Annotated in this window: 14 protein-coding genes; 7 read left to right on the plus strand and 7 right to left on the minus strand. The window is 64.5% G+C overall.

Features of this window, described 5'->3' with window-relative positions:
* Positions 1-11: 11 nt before the first annotated feature.
* The gene (locus tag NKI97_RS04285; RefSeq protein WP_352470762.1) at positions 12-491 is read left to right on the plus strand and encodes a tellurite resistance TerB family protein; all 480 of its coding nucleotides are present in this window, start codon (positions 12-14) and stop codon (positions 489-491) included.
* Positions 492-509: 18 nt separating this feature from the next.
* Entirely contained in the window at positions 510-1,226 is a 717-nt protein-coding gene (locus NKI97_RS04290; RefSeq protein ID WP_292657163.1) for a glutamine amidotransferase, read from the plus strand.
* Here the strand turns inward: NKI97_RS04290 and NKI97_RS04295 are convergent, their stop codons facing one another.
* From NKI97_RS04295 to NKI97_RS04320, 6 genes are all read right to left on the minus strand, one after another.
* A complete protein-coding gene (locus NKI97_RS04295) occupies positions 1,227-2,468 on the minus strand; it encodes an MFS transporter (RefSeq protein WP_352451312.1) in 1,242 nt (413 codons plus the stop codon). It abuts the gene before it with no gap.
* A gap of 522 nt (positions 2,469-2,990) precedes the next feature.
* On the minus strand, positions 2,991-3,455 hold the full coding sequence (locus tag NKI97_RS04300; protein WP_352451311.1) for a Ros/MucR family transcriptional regulator: 465 nt from the start codon (positions 3,453-3,455) through the stop codon (positions 2,991-2,993).
* A 164-nt stretch (positions 3,456-3,619) separates the two neighbouring features.
* Positions 3,620-4,324: an ROK family protein gene (locus NKI97_RS04305; RefSeq protein ID WP_352451310.1), complete on the minus strand. Its 705-nt coding sequence runs from the start codon at positions 4,322-4,324 to the stop codon at positions 3,620-3,622.
* A gap of 19 nt (positions 4,325-4,343) precedes the next feature.
* Positions 4,344-5,720 carry a glucose-6-phosphate dehydrogenase gene (gene zwf / locus NKI97_RS04310; RefSeq protein WP_352832845.1) on the minus strand — a complete coding sequence of 459 codons (1,377 nt, stop codon included), beginning with the start codon at positions 5,718-5,720 and terminating at the stop codon, positions 4,344-4,346.
* 22 nt (positions 5,721-5,742) lie between these two features.
* A complete protein-coding gene (gnd, locus tag NKI97_RS04315; protein WP_023678194.1) occupies positions 5,743-6,759 on the minus strand; it encodes a phosphogluconate dehydrogenase (NAD(+)-dependent, decarboxylating) in 1,017 nt (338 codons plus the stop codon).
* A 100-nt stretch (positions 6,760-6,859) separates the two neighbouring features.
* On the minus strand, positions 6,860-9,271 hold the full coding sequence (locus tag NKI97_RS04320) for a glucan 1,4-alpha-glucosidase (protein ID WP_352832847.1): 2,412 nt from the start codon (positions 9,269-9,271) through the stop codon (positions 6,860-6,862).
* Between the two features lie 218 nt (positions 9,272-9,489).
* On the opposite strand from NKI97_RS04320, the gene NKI97_RS04325 reads away from it, so the two are divergent.
* The 5 genes from NKI97_RS04325 (at position 9,490) to NKI97_RS04345 (ending at position 16,188) form a co-directional block, all read left to right on the plus strand.
* The gene (locus NKI97_RS04325; protein ID WP_352481006.1) at positions 9,490-10,503 is read left to right on the plus strand and encodes an ABC transporter substrate-binding protein; all 1,014 of its coding nucleotides are present in this window, start codon (positions 9,490-9,492) and stop codon (positions 10,501-10,503) included.
* Between the two features lie 47 nt (positions 10,504-10,550).
* Entirely contained in the window at positions 10,551-12,071 is a 1,521-nt protein-coding gene (locus tag NKI97_RS04330; protein ID WP_352540863.1) for a sugar ABC transporter ATP-binding protein, read from the plus strand.
* 1 nt (position 12,072) lies between these two features.
* Positions 12,073-13,047 (plus strand): ABC transporter permease, encoded by a 975-nt coding sequence (locus NKI97_RS04335; protein WP_352832850.1) that lies wholly within the window; start codon positions 12,073-12,075, stop codon positions 13,045-13,047.
* A 2-nt stretch (positions 13,048-13,049) separates the two neighbouring features.
* The gene (locus NKI97_RS04340; RefSeq protein WP_352832853.1) at positions 13,050-13,997 is read left to right on the plus strand and encodes an ABC transporter permease; all 948 of its coding nucleotides are present in this window, start codon (positions 13,050-13,052) and stop codon (positions 13,995-13,997) included.
* Between the two features lie 121 nt (positions 13,998-14,118).
* Positions 14,119-16,188 (plus strand): 3-hydroxyacyl-CoA dehydrogenase NAD-binding domain-containing protein, encoded by a 2,070-nt coding sequence (locus NKI97_RS04345; RefSeq protein WP_352832856.1) that lies wholly within the window; start codon positions 14,119-14,121, stop codon positions 16,186-16,188.
* An 8-nt stretch (positions 16,189-16,196) separates the two neighbouring features.
* Here the strand turns inward: NKI97_RS04345 and NKI97_RS04350 are convergent, their stop codons facing one another.
* Entirely contained in the window at positions 16,197-17,009 is an 813-nt protein-coding gene (locus NKI97_RS04350; protein WP_352451302.1) for a helix-turn-helix domain-containing protein, read from the minus strand.
* Between the last annotated feature and the right edge of the window lie 46 nt (positions 17,010-17,055).

Consider the following 17,055-nt stretch of genomic DNA (forward strand, 5'->3'; position numbering starts at 1 on the left):
GGAATGATTTGATGTTCGAACGCGTTTTGTCGTTTCTAAGGGATCTGCCGTCCGGTGGTGGCGCCAGCCCCAGCGCCGACGATCCGCGCATTGCCGCGTCCGCCCTGCTTTTCCACGTGATGAACGCCGACGGGGTGCGCCAGGATAGCGAATGGGAACGGTTCAAGAAGGTGCTGGCGGAAAGCTACTCGATCAGCGGCGACGAACTCGACGCGTTGGCGGCTGCCGGCGAGCGGGCCGACAATGAGGCGATCGACCTCTACGCTTTCACCAGCGTGCTCAAGCGCCATCTCGACGCCGAGGCGCGAAAGGCCTTCATCGGCCTGATGTGGGAGATCGTCTATGCCGATGGCGAGCTGCACGAACTCGAGGACAATACCGTGTGGCGGGTCGCCGAGCTGATCGGCGTCGAACGTCGCGACCGTGTCGAGGCGCGTCTCAAGGCGGCCGCCGCGGCGCCTGGTGCTGCCGGAACCTCAAGCGACGAATAGACAGGATCCCGCCTTCCAATGCCGCCCAAGCCAAGTCCGAGACCAAAGATCCTGATCGTGCTGCATCAGGAGCATTCGAGCCCCGGACGGGTCGGCCATATGCTTATCGAGGAAGGCTTCGACCTCGACATCCGCCGACCGCCGCTCGGCGAGGCCTTGCCGCAGACGCTGGATGGCCATGCCGGCGCCGTGGTGTTCGGCGGGCCGATGAGCGCCAATGACGGCGACGAGTTCGTCCGCCGCGAGACCGACTGGCTCAAAATTCCGCTCAACGAGAACCGGCCGCTGCTTGGCATCTGCCTCGGCGCGCAAATGCTGGTCAAGCATCTTGGCGGCAGGGTCGAGGGCCATGGCGAGGGCCTCGTCGAAATCGGCTGGTATCCGCTGAAGGCGACCGAAGCGGGCAGCAGGCTGATGCATTGGCCGGAGATGGTCTATCAGTTCCATCGCGAAGGGTTTTCGCTGCCGAAGGACGCGACGCTTTTGGCGACGGCCGAAACCTATCCCAACCAGGCCTTCCGCTATGGCGACAATGCCTGGGGCATTCAGTTCCATGGCGAATTGACCCGGGCGATGATGCAGCGCTGGGTGGTGCGCGGCGCGCACCGCTTCGAACTGCCCGGCGCCCAGCCCGGCCGCGATCATCTCGGCGGCCGGCTGATCTGGGACATGCACCTCAAGCGCTGGCTCGGCGAGTTCCTGCCGATGATTTTCGGCAAGCCGGCGCTGCGGTAATCAGTTTCGCCCCCTGAGATGACGCACCTTGCGCAGCTGCGGGAACAGCACCGCCCATAGGCCGGCAACAGCGATCGCCCCGACACCCCCGACCACCACGGCCGGAACCGTGCCGATCAACGCCGCCATGGTACCGGCGCGGAATTCGCCGAGCTCATTGGAAGCGCCGACAAACACCTGGTTGACGGCGTTGACGCGGCCGCGAACGGCGTCCGGCGTCCACAGCTGGATCAGCGTCTCGCGGATATAGACGCTGAACATGTCAGTGGCGCCGAGCAGCGCAAGGGCCGCAATCGACAGCCAGGTGATGGTCGAGAGGCCGAACAGAACCGTGAACGCGCCGAACAGCGCGACGAAGCCGAGCATGACAAGGCCGGCATGGTTGCGGATCGGGTGTCCGGCCAGCCAGATGGCGACGCAGATGGCGCCGACGCCGGGCGCCGAGCGCAACAGGCCGAGCCCCCATGGGCCGAGTTCGAGGATATCGCGCGCGTAGACCGGCAGCAGCGCCGAGGCGCCGGACAGCAGCACCGCAAACAGATCGAGCGAAATCGCGCCGAGCACGATCTTTTCGCTCCAGATATAGCCGAAGCCGGCGAACAGGGTCTGTACCGTCGGCCTGTCGGTCCGGCTGCGCTGGGCAGGCTTCGGGATGGTGAAGATCAGCACGGCGGCAACCAGCATCAGCACGGCGGCGGTGGTGTAGGCGGCTTCGGCTGAAAGCCCGTAGAGCAGGCCGCCGGCGACCGGCCCGACGATGGTTGCCGTCTGCCAGGTGGACGAGTTCCAGGCGATGGCGTTGGCGAAATCCTCGGGCGGCACCAGATTGGCGAACAGCGATGAGGAGGCCGGCCCGAAGAAGGCGCGCGCGATGCCGAACATGGCGAGCACGATGAAGACCGGCATCGGCCCGGAGAGGCCGCGTAGCGTCAGCAGCAGCAGGGCCAAAGCGCAGCCCGCTTCGACCAGCACCGCCAGCGCCATGATCAGCCGGCGCCCGAAACGATCGGCAACGTCGCCGGTGACCAGCACCAGCAGCAGCGAAGGCAGGAACTGGACGATGCCGACAAGGCCGAGGTCGAATGGGTCGCGGGTGAGATCGTAGATCTGCCAGCCGACGGCGACCGACACGATCTGGGTGGAGAATGTCGAGAGGAAGCGCGCCGCCCAGTAGCTCAGAAACGGCCGATGGCGAAAGGCTGCATAACGCTGGTCAGGCGGTACTTGGGATTCTGTGGTCATGGAATAAGGCCCCGTGGCAGCGAAGTCGGCCGGCGGGGCACTTCCACGGATGGGCGCTGGTCCGGCCAAAAGAGCCTTTAGCGCAGTTCGGCGCAGGGCGCGCGCAAAAATCCGGCCTGGATCAACAATTTCGTCCTGGCAGATAACAAGCGCATGGCAAATTGCAAACCTTCGAGACTAGCCGAAACACCTCTCGCTTCGTCATCCCAGGGTCTGCGCCGCGTCGCTTTGCTCCTTGCTCCGCCCTGGGATGACGAATTGGAGGGGTGTTCGGCCAATCTCGAAAGCTTGTAATTCGCCATCAATCGTCGTCCGATACACCGGATGCGCTGCCACTCTCCGATATCAGCGATTAGCCTTCAGCCATCCTACCTTCGTCCTAGGGCGGAGCAAGGAGCGAAGCGACGCGGCGCAGACCCTAGGATGCCATGCCGTTAGCTTCGAGCGTCGCAGCTTCCGCTGAACACCAACAGACCGACCAGCAGAACGCGTTCAATGTGCATCCCGCTCGATCCAATGATATCAAGCCGTCGCCTTGGCCTTCCTGCCCCGGCCCTTGACCGGCGTGGGCGGGGGGGCTTTGCGGCCGAGGCCGATTGCCTTGGCCAGCTGCGAACGCGAGGCTGCGTAGTTGGGGGCGACCATCGGGTAGTCCGACGGCAGGCCCCATTTGGCGCGATAGGCGTCGGGCGTCAGCCCGAAATGAACGCCGATATGGCGCTTCAAGGATTTGAACTTCTTGCCGTCCTCGAGACAGATGATGTAGTCCGGCGTCACCGATTTCTTGGGATTGACGGCAGGCGTCAGCGGCGCGGCGACCGGCACTGCCGGTTGCCCGAGCCCGCCTATGGCAGCGCTGACGCTGGCGATGAGATCGCCGAGGCCGGAAGCCGGCAAGCGGTTCTTCTCGACGTATGCGGAGACGATATGGGCGGTCAGCTCGAGCAGGTCGATGTCTTTGCGAGCGTTGTTGTTGTCGTCGGTCAATCTATCTCTCCGTCCATGGGGGTCGCAGAAATTCCTAGTCGGCAAATCTGCGCAATGCAATGACGCCGCACCACGTCACACATTATTTTGAATAATAATACTAACGGCAGCGCGGGATTAACAACCCTGAGCCGGTGCTCGATAATATCAGACAATCAGCAATATCAAATAATCAGGGATTTGTCGCGCCATAGTCGAAATCCGCCCTCGAAGGCGCGTGTGTTGTCGCCGCGTCTGCAATCGGCGGGCAAGTCGGTGAGTTCGTCGACATTGCCGCCGCCGATGACCACGTAATCCGGCTGCATGGCGGTGCGAAGCCGGTCGACCACGTCGAAGACGTGTTTGCGCCATTTCTTCTTGCCGCGCTTTTGCAGGCCGCGTTCGCCGACATAGTCTTCGAAACTGCCGCGCTTCTTGTAGGGAAGATGGGCAAGCTCCATCGGCTGGGCAACGTTATCAACGATCATCGCGGCCCCCAGGCCGGTGCCGAGGCCAAGGAACAGCATGCGGCCGCCCTCATAACTGCCGATGGCCTGCATGAGCGCATCATTAACGACCTTGACCGGTTTGCCGAACTCGGCGGCGAAATCGTAGCCGACCCAGCCCTTGCCGAGATTGGCGGGTTCGGTCAGCGGCCGGTTGTGGTGCACCGGGCCCGGATAGCCCATCGAGACGACATCGTAGTGCAGTCCTTCGGCGAGCGTCTTCACCGCCGCGACCATCTGCTGCGGCGTAAGCTCCGGTCCGGAAGCGGTCTTGCGCTCGTCGCCGCCGGCGCTGGTGCGGATCTTGACGTGCGAGCCGCCGATATCGATCGCAAGCACGATCTTTTCTTCCTCCGATGCCGGTTGCTTCACCGCCTTGGCCATCGCTTTCGCCTCCCAGAACTCATTTCGCTGGATTGATCCAGCCGTTCGGCGGCCCGAATCCAGCCATGGCTTCGGCCGGCCCCCACGTCTTTGGCGCGTAGACAGGGGGCGGCGTGGTGTCGCCGAGCACCGGGCCGACGATGCGCCAGGCGAGCTCGCTGGCGTCCTGGCGGGTGAACAGCTGGCCGTTGCCGTTCATGGCGTCGCCGATCAACCGCTCGTAAGGCGGCATGTCGCCCTTCGAATCGTCCAGCGCGGTGAGCTCGACCTGCTCACCGACCATGTCATCGCCGGGCGCCTTGCGCCGGGCTCCGATCGAGATTGCCACCTGAGGATCGATGCGGAAGCGCACGTGATTGCAGTCGCCGGGCTTGATCGGATCGAAGACGTCGAGCGGCGGCCGCTTCAGCCGCACGATGACCTCGGTGGCGTGCACCGGCAGGGATTTGCCGGCGCGAATGAAGAACGGCACATCCTGCCAGCGCCAGGTATCGACGAAAAAGCGCACCGCCGCGAAGGTCTCGACCGGCGAGTTCGGCGCCACGCCCGGCTCGTTGAGATAGCCGTCGAACTGGCCGCGCACCACATCGTCCCTGGTCAGCGTCCGGATCGCCCGCAGGACCTGCACCTTCTCGTCGATGAGATCGTCGGCCGAGCGGCCGACCGGCGGTTCCATGGCGAGCAGCAAGAGGATGTTGAGCAGATGGTTTTCGATGACATCGCGAATGCAGCCGACCTCGTCATAGAAGCGGCCGCGGCCCTCGACACCGAAATCCTCGGCCATGGTGATCTGCACGCTCTCGACGTAATTGCGGTTCCAGATCGGCTCGAGGAAGGAGTTGGCGAAGCGGAAATAGAGCAGGTTCTGGATCGCCTCCTTGCCGAGATAATGGTCGATGCGAAAGATCGACTTCTCGTCGAAGACCAGATGCAGCACCCGGTTCAGCCAGCGCGCCGATTGCAGATCGTGGCCGAACGGCTTTTCCACCATCAGGCGCGCGCCCTGGGCGGCGCCCGACTGCTCCAGCCCCTGGACGACCACCTCGAACATCGCCGGCGGCACCGCCAGATAGTGCAGCGGCCGCTCAGCGCTGCCGAGCGCGGTCTTCAGCTTCTCGAAGGTCGCAGGCGCCCGATAGTCGCCGCTGACATAGCGCAGCAGCGATGCAAGCCTGGCAAAGATCTTGTCGTCGATGCTGCCCAAGGCGTTGACGATGCCGTCGCGGGCGCGCGCCTGCAGCTTGGCGAAGTCCCAGGGATCGAAGGCGACGCCGATCACCGGCTCGTTCAGCGTCCCTTTGGCCACCATGGCGTAAAGGGCGGGGAAGATCTTCTTGTGGGCGAGATCGCCGGTGGCGCCGAAAAGCACCAGCGTGTCCGATCGTTCCTGGCTCATGGGCGTGCCTCCCTGTCGCCCGTCACGAGCCGGCCTTGGGTTTTTCGACATGGCCGCCAAAGGCATAGCGCATGGCGGACAGAAGCTTGTCGGCGAATTCGGATTCGCCTTGCGAGGAGAACCTGTCGAACAGCGCCGAGGACAGCACCGGCGCCGGCACGCCGGTGTCGATCGCCGCCTTCAGCGTCCAGCGGCCTTCGCCGGAATCCGAGACCCGCCCGCCGAACTGCGTCAACGACGAATCGGCCTTCAGTACGCCGGCCGTCAGGTCGAGCAGCCACGAGCCGATGACGCTGCCGTGCCGCCAGACCTCGGCCACTTCAGCGATGTCGATGTCGAACTGGTAATATTGCGGGTTTTCCAGCGGGCTGGTTTCGGCGTCGGCGGTGCGCTGCCGTTTGCCGGCATTCGCCGACTTCAGGATGTTCATGCCTTCCGCATAGGCGGCCATAACGCCATATTCGATACCGTTATGGACCATCTTGACGAAATGGCCGGCGCCGCTTGGTCCGCAGTGGAGATAGCCGAAGGGAGCGGTTCCGGCGTCCTTGGCAGGGGCAGGCGAAGCGGCGTCGGCGCCGGGCGCCAGCGTTGCAAAGACCGGATCGAGATGCTGGACCGCGCTGTCGGGGCCGCCGATCATCAGGCAGTAGCCGCGCTCGAGGCCCCAGACACCGCCGCTGGTGCCGACATCGACATAGCTCAAGCCTTTCAAGGCGAGGCGCGCGGCGTGGTCGACGGCCTCGTGATAATAGGAATTGCCGCCGTCTATGATGATGTCGCCCGGCTCCATCAGGGCAGCCACCTGGTCGACGATCTTGCCGGTGATCGCCGCCGGCAGCATCAGCCAGGCGCTGCGCGGCTTCGCCAGCTTGCCGACGAACTCCTCCATCGAGGCGGCTCCGACCGCGCCGGCGCTCACAAGCGCGGCGACGCTGGCCGGGTTAATATCGTAGACGACGCATTCGTGGCCATCACGCAGCAGGCGCCGAACCATGTTGGCGCCCATCCGGCCCAGTCCCATCATTCCTATCTGCATGGTCTCGTCCTGCCTTACTTGAGGGATCGATGATCTAGTGGCGCTGTGATTGAAGCATGATCTTTTCCGAAAACCGGTCTCCACTTTGCGGGATCATGCTCTATCCGGTATCGCCGATGCCGACAGAAAAGCCAGCATTCTCCCAATGGCCGCTATCGGGCCAGAAGAAAGTGAAGACAATGCTATTGCCCGGGCTATTGCCCGGAGCAATCTCGGCAACCTGCAATTCCGCAAGATGGATGCCGAAAGCATTCGCGCTGGTCTCGGTGTCATGGACGGTTGCCCAATTGTCGCTGCTCCAATGAACCACCGCCCGGGCCAGAAGTTCGATGCGCAGCGCCTTGCCTGCCGGGATGGTACGGATCTTGTGGTTGAAGCGCCATGCCCTGAAGCGCGACACCGTCCTGCCCTCGATATAGCGCTTGACGCCTTGCGGCGGCATGTCGAACACCGTGCCGTCGCGCAGCGACCGCAGCAGCTTGATGTGCTCGGAATGCGCCCAGACCAGCGGCTTGGCGCTGCCGGAGGGCCCGCCATGCCGCAATTCGCGCTCCGGCATGTCGGGACCGTCCCAGACCTGCTCCGGTAGCAGGCCGCCCAGTCCGGCAGAGTTCTCGAACGTCCTGAGCAGGCTTGCCGCACTATCCCTACGGCCTGCCGCCAGCTCGTAATGAGCGCGCTCGCCGACCAGCAGCGGCCAGGGCCGGCCCCGGCCGGTTCCATCGAAGGGCGCGCCGTCGGCATGCTCGCCATAGCCATCGCCATTGTAGCGGTACCAGAGCGGGCCCTGCGGCAGTTCGCAGCGCAATTGCGCGTCGATGACCTTGACCGTGTCGAGGATGCGCGGATCGTCGGCTGCCCGCAAGCCGAAGCGGACCAGCGCCAGCGCATCGGGGCTGACGATCGCCTTGGCCGGCCGGTCCGTATCCGCCGGCGGGCGGTTCTTGATCGGGACGTAGCCGTCTTTCGGCGATGCCGCGCCGGCTTTGTCGGGCGGCGCAATGCGGACATAGTGGCCCTCGACGCCGGCTTCATCGCCCGAGGAGCTACCGGCGACGTAGGTCCAGCGTTCGATCTGATCGTTCCAGACATCGGCGGTTTCGCGCAGATAGTTTGCCGGCTCTGTTTTGCTGGCGGCATCGAACATGTCGGCAGCCGCTAGCAATGCGGCGATCTCGACCGCAAGTGTGAACGGGCTGTAGCCGGCGTCTTCTTCCCAGCGGTCCTCGCCGGTGACCGGGCCGTTGCGCACGACATAGGCGGCAGCGCGCTCGATCATCGGCATGAACGAGGAGAGTGCGGCAGGCGGCAAATGCCCGGCGCGGCGCAGTGCGTCGGCAAGCAGCAGCGGGAAGGCGCATTCGTCCATCTGGATGCCCGGCCAATAGGCCGATCCGTCGAGCCAGGCGTTCTGCGGCCAACGGCCGTCCGGCTCCTGGATCGCGCGCAGATAGCCAAGGATGCGCAAGGCTTCCGCCGGGTCGCCGGCGGCGAGGAAGCCGCCGGCGGTTTCGACCAGATCGCGCGGCCAGACCAGGTGATAGCCGCCGAGGTCGTCGTCGCCCTTGTTGAAGCCCCACGGGATCGACAGGCTGGCAACGGCTGCTCCGGCAGACGAGCGGTGTGCCGCCAGCACCGCCGTGCTGAGGCGGTAGCTGTTGAGGCCGGACGCCGCATGCCGGTCCAGCGGCAGCAATCCGGCCTGCCATTTGCGCCATTTGTCGACGTAGGATCTGGCTGCGGGCCCAAAACCTTGCTTCAGGCTGGCGAAAGCAGTTTGCGCCGCCTGTTGCGGCGTCGTGCCGAAGCCCAGTGCCAGCAATATTTTTGGGTTCGCAGCCGAAAAGGCGATCTCGCCGGTCAGCGCGACATTGCCGTCCTCGGCGCTGCGGCAGGCCAGATCGAGCCGGCCGCCTTGACGAAGCTGCTGCCAGCCGTCGGAGACGCCGACATAGCCGGCCGAGCACACCTTCCACGGCAGCGACGAGGCGAGCGCCAGGCAGGTGCCGCGTCCCGATGCAAACAGGACAGGCTGTCCTTCATGGTCGTCGATCCAGGCGGTGTTGCCCATGCCGGCGTTGACGAGGTGCGGTGCCAGCAGCGCGTAGACGCGGTAGTCGGCGGCTGCGCCTTTGAGCGGCGTGAACATAATCTCCTGCAGCAAGACGGGACGTTCCGGATCCGTCAGGATGCGCTTTTCGATCCTGTAGGTTCCATCGCTTGCGGTGTTGACCAGCCGGTAGGCAGGCACCCCGTCCGCGAGGGGTTCGATACTGTGTTCGGCGTCGCGTTTTTCTTCCGAGAAATAGCCGTCAGGTCCGGTGACGATCAGCCCCAGATCGCGGGTGCAGGCGCTATCGAGGCGCGGGTAGTAGATCTCGTTGAGGATACCGTGGCTGATGGTGAACCAGATCGGGCAGGCCGGCGAGAGCGCGGTGCCGACGCCGCTCTTGGCGCTCGAGGTCCAGCGCGCCGGAATGCCGGGTGCACCCGGGGCAAGGTTCGTCGCCATTCAATCGGTCTCCAGTGTCATCCCTAGACCAGGAGTCGAACCGGTTTCAATGATTGCACCGCAAGTTGATCGCCGGCCATGGATTGCTGTTGACAGCTTGCCGCCTATCTGCATTTGTCTGATAATAGATAAAAAACAAGATTGTGAGCGTATCAGCCAATACCCACCAGCCAGCCATTAACCACCAGCAAGACAGCAACTCACGGGAGGAGTATGACATGAGGAAAATATTCGCTTTGGGGGCTCTTGCGGCGATGCTCGCCGCAGGTACCGCGCTTGCCGACACCAGCGGCAAGAAAATCGCCTTCTCCAACAATTACGCCGGCAATTCCTGGCGGCAGGCGATGCTGGACAGCTACGCCATCGTTACCAAGAAGGCGGTTGCCGACAAGGTTGTCGGCGCCGCGGACGTCTTCACGACGGCCGACAAGGAAGTGCCGACGCAGGCAGCCCAGGTGCAGAACCTGATCCTGCAGGGCTATGACGCGATCGTCATCAACGCGGCGTCTCCGGATGCGCTCAACGGCGCCATCAAGCAGGCCTGCGACGCCGGCATCGTCGTCGTCTCCTTCGACGGCATCGTCACCGAACCCTGCGCCTACCGCGTCGTCGTCGACTTCAAGGACATGGGTAAGCAGGAAGTCGAGCAGATGGCCAAGTTCCAGCCCAAGGGCGGCAACCTGCTGGAAATCCGCGGCCTCGCCGGCACCTCGATCGACGATGCCATCCATGCCGGCATCCTTGAAGGCGTCGCTGCCCATCCCGAGTTCAAGATCGTCGGCTCGGTGACCGGCGACTGGGACCAGACCACGGCACAGAAAGCCGTAGCGACGATCCTGCCTTCGCTGCCGGATGTTGTCGGAGTCGTCGACCAGGGCGGTGACGGCTACGGCGCGGCGCAGGCTTTCGCCGCCGCCGGCAAGCCACGCCCGACCATCATCATGGGCAATCGCCAGGACGAGTTGCAGTGGTGGAAGGAGCAGAAGGAAAAGGACGGTTACAAGACCTGGTCGGCATCGATCGCACCGGGCGTATCGACGCTTGCCTTCTGGGTGGCGCAGCAGGTGCTCGACGGCCGCACCGACGTGCCGCACGACCTGCTGGTGCCCTATCTTGCCTTCACCCAGGACGATTTCGAGGCCGCGCTGCCGAAGATTCCGAAGGGCGGCGTCGCCAGCCACGAATACACGCAGGAAGACGCCATCGCGGCGATCAAGGCCAACATCAAGTGAGCATGGCACTATTGTTGCCGCCACGGATAACCGGGTATCGTTGAGGGATGCCGGAGGCCAATGCAGACATCATCAGGCCGGACGGCGCCGAAAAGCTTTTCGGCGCCGTCAGTTTGGACATCATAAGACTGGTCGGAGCCGAAAAACATTTCGGCGCCGTCAGGGCGCTCGCCGGTGTCGATTTCAGCGTTCGTGCCGGAGAATGCGTCGGTCTCGTCGGCCATAACGGCGCCGGAAAATCGACGCTCATGCATATGGTGGCGGGCACGCTTGCCCCTGACAGCGGGCAGATCGCGGTCCGCGGCGGTGTTGAGGCAAGTTATTCGGTGCCGCGCGCGCAGCAGCTCGGCATACGCTGTGTGTTCCAGGAGCTGTCGCTCTGCCCGAACCTCAGCGTCGCCGAGAACACGCGGATCAACCACGCGTCGCTGCATGGCTTCGGCTGGCGGCGCAAGGCGGCCGATCTGATCGCCGCCAAGCTCGACGAGATCTTCCCCGGCCACAGCATCTCGGCATCCGACATCGTCGGTGATCTTTCCATCACCAGCCGGCAGATGGTGGAGGTGGCGCGCGCCTTCACGGTCACGCAGGAGCCGCTCGAGCTGGTTATCCTCGACGAGCCGACATCCTCGCTCGACGCGCATACCGCCGGCCAGCTGCTGGCGTTCGTGCGCCGCTTCATCGCCGCCGGCAAGAGCTGCATCCTGATCTCGCATGTGTTGGGCGAAGTGCTCGGAAATGCCGACCGCATCGTGGTGATGCGCGACGGCAAGGTGGTCGCCGCCGGGCAGGCCGACGCCTTCGACCGCGACAGGCTAATGACGGCGATGGGCGGAGCGGAGGCGCGCGAGAAGACCGCCGCAGAGATTGCGAGCGGCAAGCCGGAGCCCGGCCCGCTGCGGGTCCGGGCGCGTCCGGCGCGACAGCAGGACGGCAACGAGCTTGTCGCCCGTGCCGGTGAGATCATCGGCCTTGCCGGACTTGCCGGGCATGGGCAGACCGATCTTTTGCTGGCTATCTTTGCTGCGGCTTCCCGTGCCAAGACCGGCATCGAGGTCACCGCGCCGGTGGCGCTGGTTGCCGGCGACCGCCAGTCGGACGGGATTTTTCCGCAATGGTCGATTGCCGAGAACATCGGCATCCGTTCGCTGGCGCGATTGCGCAACGGCCTCTTGATCTCGCCGCAGCGCGAAGCCGAGCTCGCCGAGTTGTGGCAGCGGAAAATCGGCATCCGTACGCCCGACATGAACAACAACATCTTCTCGCTGTCCGGCGGCAACCAGCAGAAGGCGCTGTTCGCGCGGGCGCTCGGCTCCGACGCCAAGATCGTGCTGATGGACGATCCGATGCGCGGCGTCGACATCGGCACCAAGCTCGAAGTCTACGACCTGGTGCGCGAGGAGGCTCGCCATGGCCGCACTTTCCTCTGGTACACCACCGAAACCGAAGAGCTCGACAATTGCGACCACATCTATGTGTTCAAGAACGGCCGGATCGTCGCCAACCTTCGTCGCGACGAACTGACGGAGGAAAAGATCATCCAGTCGTCGTTCGGCGATGCGGCCTGAGATGACAGCGGTATCCGTCGAGAATGGGCTAAAATCTTCGGCTCGCGCCACCAGGCGGGCGCGCATGCTGCGCAGCCTGCTGCCGGCACTGTCGCTGGCGCTGGTGCTCATCGCCATCGCCTGGCTCAACCCGCGCGCCATCAGCTATTTCGGTTTCAGCCTGATGCTCAATCTGGCGATCCCGATCGCTCTGGCGACGATCGCGCAGATGTTCGTCATCGCCGGCAACGAGCTCGATCTGTCGATCGGCACCTTTGTCGGCTTCGTCGGCTGCGTGACGGCGACATGGCTGAAGGACGCGCCGCTGCTCGGCGTCGTGATCCTGCTCGGGTCGATCGGCGTCTACGCGCTGCTCGGCGCGCTGATCCATCTGCGCAACCTGCCCTCTATCGTGGTGACGCTCGGCATGAGTTTTGTCTGGCAGGGCATGGCCATCCTCATCCTGCCCAAGCCCGGCGGCAAGGCGCCGGACTGGCTGCTGGCGCTGATGGCCTTCAAGCCACCCTTCATTCCGTTCCCGATCATCGCGGCATTGCTGATCGCAGCCGTCGTCCACTTTGGCCTGATGCGCACCTCCTACGGCGTCATCCTGCGTGGATCGGGCGGCAATGCAGCCGCACTCAAACGCGCCGGCTGGTCGCTGCTGCGCACCAAGATCGCGCTGTTTGCGCTGACCGGCCTGTTCGGCGTTTTGTCCGGCATGGCGCTGATCGGCATCACCACCTCGGCCGATGCCAATATCGGCAATGGCTACACGCTGCTTTCGATCGCCGGCGTCATCCTCGGCGGCGGCGAGTTCGTCGGCGGCCGGGTGTCGCCGATCGGCGCCGTCATCGGCGCACTGACGCTGGCGCTGGCCGCCTCCCCGCTTTTGACCTTCATGCATATCCCGCCCGACTGGCAGGTCGCCGCCAACGGCGCCATCCTGATCATCGTGCTGGCGGCGCGGGTGCTGATCAGCCGCAGGGAGAGGTGAGCATGGCATCGCTGCGGACACTGCTCGCCAGACCCTGGATCTGGTCGTTTTTCGGGGCGCTGCTGGTGTGGCTGGCGACCATCGCCTTCACCGGCGGCTATGGCGGCGGCGGCATGATCACGGCGGCGCTATCGCTCGCCGTCTTCACCGTCATCGTCGGCGTCGGGCAGATGTTCGTCATCACGCTCGGGCCGGGCAATGTCGACCTATCGCTGCCGGCCAATATCGGCCTTGCCAGCGCCGTCGCCATGAAGGTCATGGACGGCAATGATGCGATGATCGCGGTCGGCCTGCTGGCAGCGCTTGCCTGCGGCATGGCGATCGGCGCCGTCAACTATCTGCTGATCTGGGCGCTGCGCATTCCGCCGATCATCGCGACGCTGTCGGCCAGCTTCGTCATCCAGTCGGTCGATATCAGCTATGGGCGGGGCCTGCAGATCAAGCCGCCGCCGGGCTTTGCCGATTTCACCAACTGGCAGATCTTCGGCATCCCGGTGCTGGCGATCCTCACCGTGCTGTTCACCATCGGCGCCGGCATCATTTTGCAGCGCATGATCTACGGACGCTCGGTGCTGGCGATCGGCCAGAACATCCGCGCTGCCTGGCTGGCCGGCGTCAATGTCGGCCGCACCCGCTTCCTCACCTACACGCTGTCGGGCGCGCTCGGCGGCCTCGACGGCGCACTGCTCGCCGGCTATTTCCGCGGCGCCAATGTCGATATCGGCAATGAGTATCTGCTGGCCTCGATCGCCGTCGTCGTCATCGGCGGCACGTCGGTGGCGGGCGGCAAGGCCAATGTGCCGGGGGTCTGGGGCGCGGCGCTGTTCCTGGTGCTGCTGTTGACCATGCTCAACACGTTCGGCGTCAGCGTCGGCGTCCGCCTGGTGCTGACCGGGCTGATCATCGTCGGCGTCATCACCGCCGCCGGTGGGCAGAAGGCGCTGCGCTAAGGCAAGGCCACCCGGCGGCGAGGGGATATCGATGCGGCCCGCAAAACACGTGGTTCCCATCCGCATGCCAGCGCTGTAAATCCCGTCGCGCTATTGGCCAACATCATTGCGTGAGGTTTGCGTGTCCGATTTCGTCAGCACTACAAGGCACGGCAACGTCGCGGTGGTGAGCATCGACAATCCGCCGGTCAACGCGCTGAGCTTCCATGTGCGCGAGCCGCTGATGCAGGCGCTCGTTTCCCTGCGCGACGAGCCGTCGGTCGGAGCAATCGTGATAGCATGCGCCGGGCGGACCTTCGTCGCCGGCGCCGACATCACCGAATTCGGCAAGCCGGCGCGGCAACCGGACCTAGGCGCCCTAGTCGCCATGCTGGAAACCATCGCCAAGCCGACGGTCGCGGCCATTCACGGCACTGCGCTCGGCGGCGGCCTGGAACTGGCGCTCGGCTGCCATTTCCGTGTTGCCGACCGAGCGGCAAGGCTCGGCCTGCCGGAAGTCAAGCTCGGCCTGCTGCCGGGGGGCGGCGGCACGGTTCGCCTGCCGCGCCTGGTTGGTCCGCTGAAGGCACTCAACATGATCGTTTCGGGAACGCCGATCGGTGCGGCCGAGGCGCTCGCCGCCGGCCTGGTGGATGCCGTCTTCGATGGCGACCTGACCGCGCAAGCGGTGAGTTTCGCCAGCGAAACGGCCGCGAAAGGCGGTCCGTTCACGCCGGTGCGCGACCGCAATGATCGCCTCGACCGGGCCGACTTGCCGGCGTTCGACAAGGAAGCGGCAGTGCTTGCCGGCAAAGCACGCGGCCTCGAGGCGCCGATCGCCTGTGCGCAGTCGGTCCGCAACGCCCTGACGCTGCCCTTCGACGAAGCGCTGGCGGCGGAGCGCGACCTGTTCGTCAAGCTTGTCGCCGGGGACCAATCACGCGCGCAGCGGCATTTGTTCTTCGCTGAACGTGAGGCGGCAAAGATTGCCGGCAAGGACGTCGTCAGGCGCAAGATCGCCCGGGTCGGCGTCATCGGCGCCGGCACGATGGGCGGCGGCATCGCCATGGCGTTCGCCAACGGCGGCGTCCCCGTGACCTTGCTGGAAGCGACACACGAGGCCTTGCAGCGCGGGCTGGCGACGATCAACAAGAATTATGCCGTTTCCGTCATCCGCGGCTCGCTGAGCGAAGACGCCAAGCGCCAACGGCTTGGGTTGTTCAAGGGTTCCACCGACTATGCCGATCTTGCCGATTGCGACCTGATCGTCGAGGCCGTGTTCGAGGAGATGGCGGTCAAGAAGGATGTCTTCGGCAGGCTCGATGCCGTGGCCAAACCGGGCGCGATCCTCGCCACCAACACTTCCTATCTCGACGTCAGCGAAATCGCCGCTTCGACGTCGCGGCCGCAAGATCTCCTCGGCATGCATTTCTTTTCGCCGGCTAACGTCATGAAGCTTTTGGAAATCGTCCGCGCCGACAAGACTTCGCCCGACGTGCTGGCGACCATCGTCGATCTGGCACGGCGGATCGGCAAGGTGCCGGTCGTCGTCGGCGTCTGCCACGGCTTCGTCGGCAACCGCATGCTGGCGGCGCGCGGTGCGGAACTGGAGACGCTTCTGCTGGAAGGCGCAATGCCGCGCCAGGTCGACCAGGTGTTCACCGATTTCGGCTGGCCGATGGGGCCGTTCGAGATGAGCGATCTCGCCGGCCTCGACATAGGCTGGCGCAACCGCAAGGCGCGTGGCCAGACGGCCGTGATCGCCGATGCGTTGTGCGAACAGGGACATTTCGGCCAGAAGACCGGCAGCGGCTTCTATCGCTACGAAGGCGGTTCGCGCACGCCGCTGCCCGATCCCGACGTCGAGGCGCTGATCCGCAACAAGGCTGCCGAGCGCGGTATTGCACCGCGCGCGATCGGCGCCGAGGAGATCGTCGAGCGGACGCTCTATCCGATGATCAACGAGGGCGCCAAAATCCTCAAGGAAAAGATTGCCGCCCGCGCCTCCGATATCGACGTCGTCTGGGTCAACGGCTACGGCTTCCCGGTCGGCAAGGGCGGGCCGATGTTCTGGGCGAGCCTCGAAGGCGTGGACAAGATCATCCGGCGGCTGGATCACTGGCACCAGCAGACCGGCAAGGATGTCTTTCGAGTGGCACCCCGGCTCAGGCAGATGGCCGAAACCGGTTCCTGGGACGGCGCTGCCGGCTGAACTTGGGACTACCGAATCCGTGCGTCCATGATCTCGACAAAACGCGCGAACAGACCCGCCTGCGACTTTATCTTGAGCTTGCGGTAAATGTTGCGGCGATGAACTTTTACGGTTCCCGGCACGATGCGCATCGCCCTGGCAATCGATTCCGTGGAATGGCCCTGAAGCACCAGATCGACGACATGCTGCTCGCGCGGCGTGAGCGAAAGGCTCTTCCAGATGTGAGCACGTTCGAACTCACTGACCGGAGCAATCGCCTCGTCTTGCTTCGTCCCAACCGGTCCGTCAGCCGGAAGGGTAGGCCAGCGCAGCCTGACGAGGCTGATCACCGCAGGCGCCATGTCGCGCAGCAACCTGGCATCGGCGGTTCCGAACGGCCCCGAAGCGCGCAATCGCATTAGCGAGACCACCAGCGCGTCCTTTCCCGGCAGCGGCACGAAAAAGCCGACCTCCTCCGCAAGCCTGGTCTGGCTGTAATAGGAGCGGTAATATTCGCTGGCATAGAAGCGATCCGGCGCCAATTCGCGCATGCGCCAAAAGCCTTCCTTGCGCTCGACTGCCGCATGGTGGAACGGATCGAGCAGATAAGGCCCTTCCTGATAGAGCGCGACGAAGACGTGGCTTTCGGCCGGCGAGAATGTCTCGAACAGCAGCGGCGGGCGTGAGGCGCCGCGATAGCCGAAGATCACGCAATGATCGAAGCTGACATGCTGGCGGAGCCAGGCGACCATCGCCTTGCCGAAAAGCTCGCCGCTCGTCTCCCGCGTCGCTGCGATGAGCGCAGCGAGCCGGCTGTATTCATCCCTGCGTGAAACGCCCAATTCATACCCCTCCAGACGAGAAAATAGATGAAATATACCACCTGGG

Origin of the sequence: Mesorhizobium sp. M0296, from assembly GCF_040321675.1 — a bacterium.
Classification (GTDB): domain Bacteria; phylum Pseudomonadota; class Alphaproteobacteria; order Rhizobiales; family Rhizobiaceae; genus Mesorhizobium.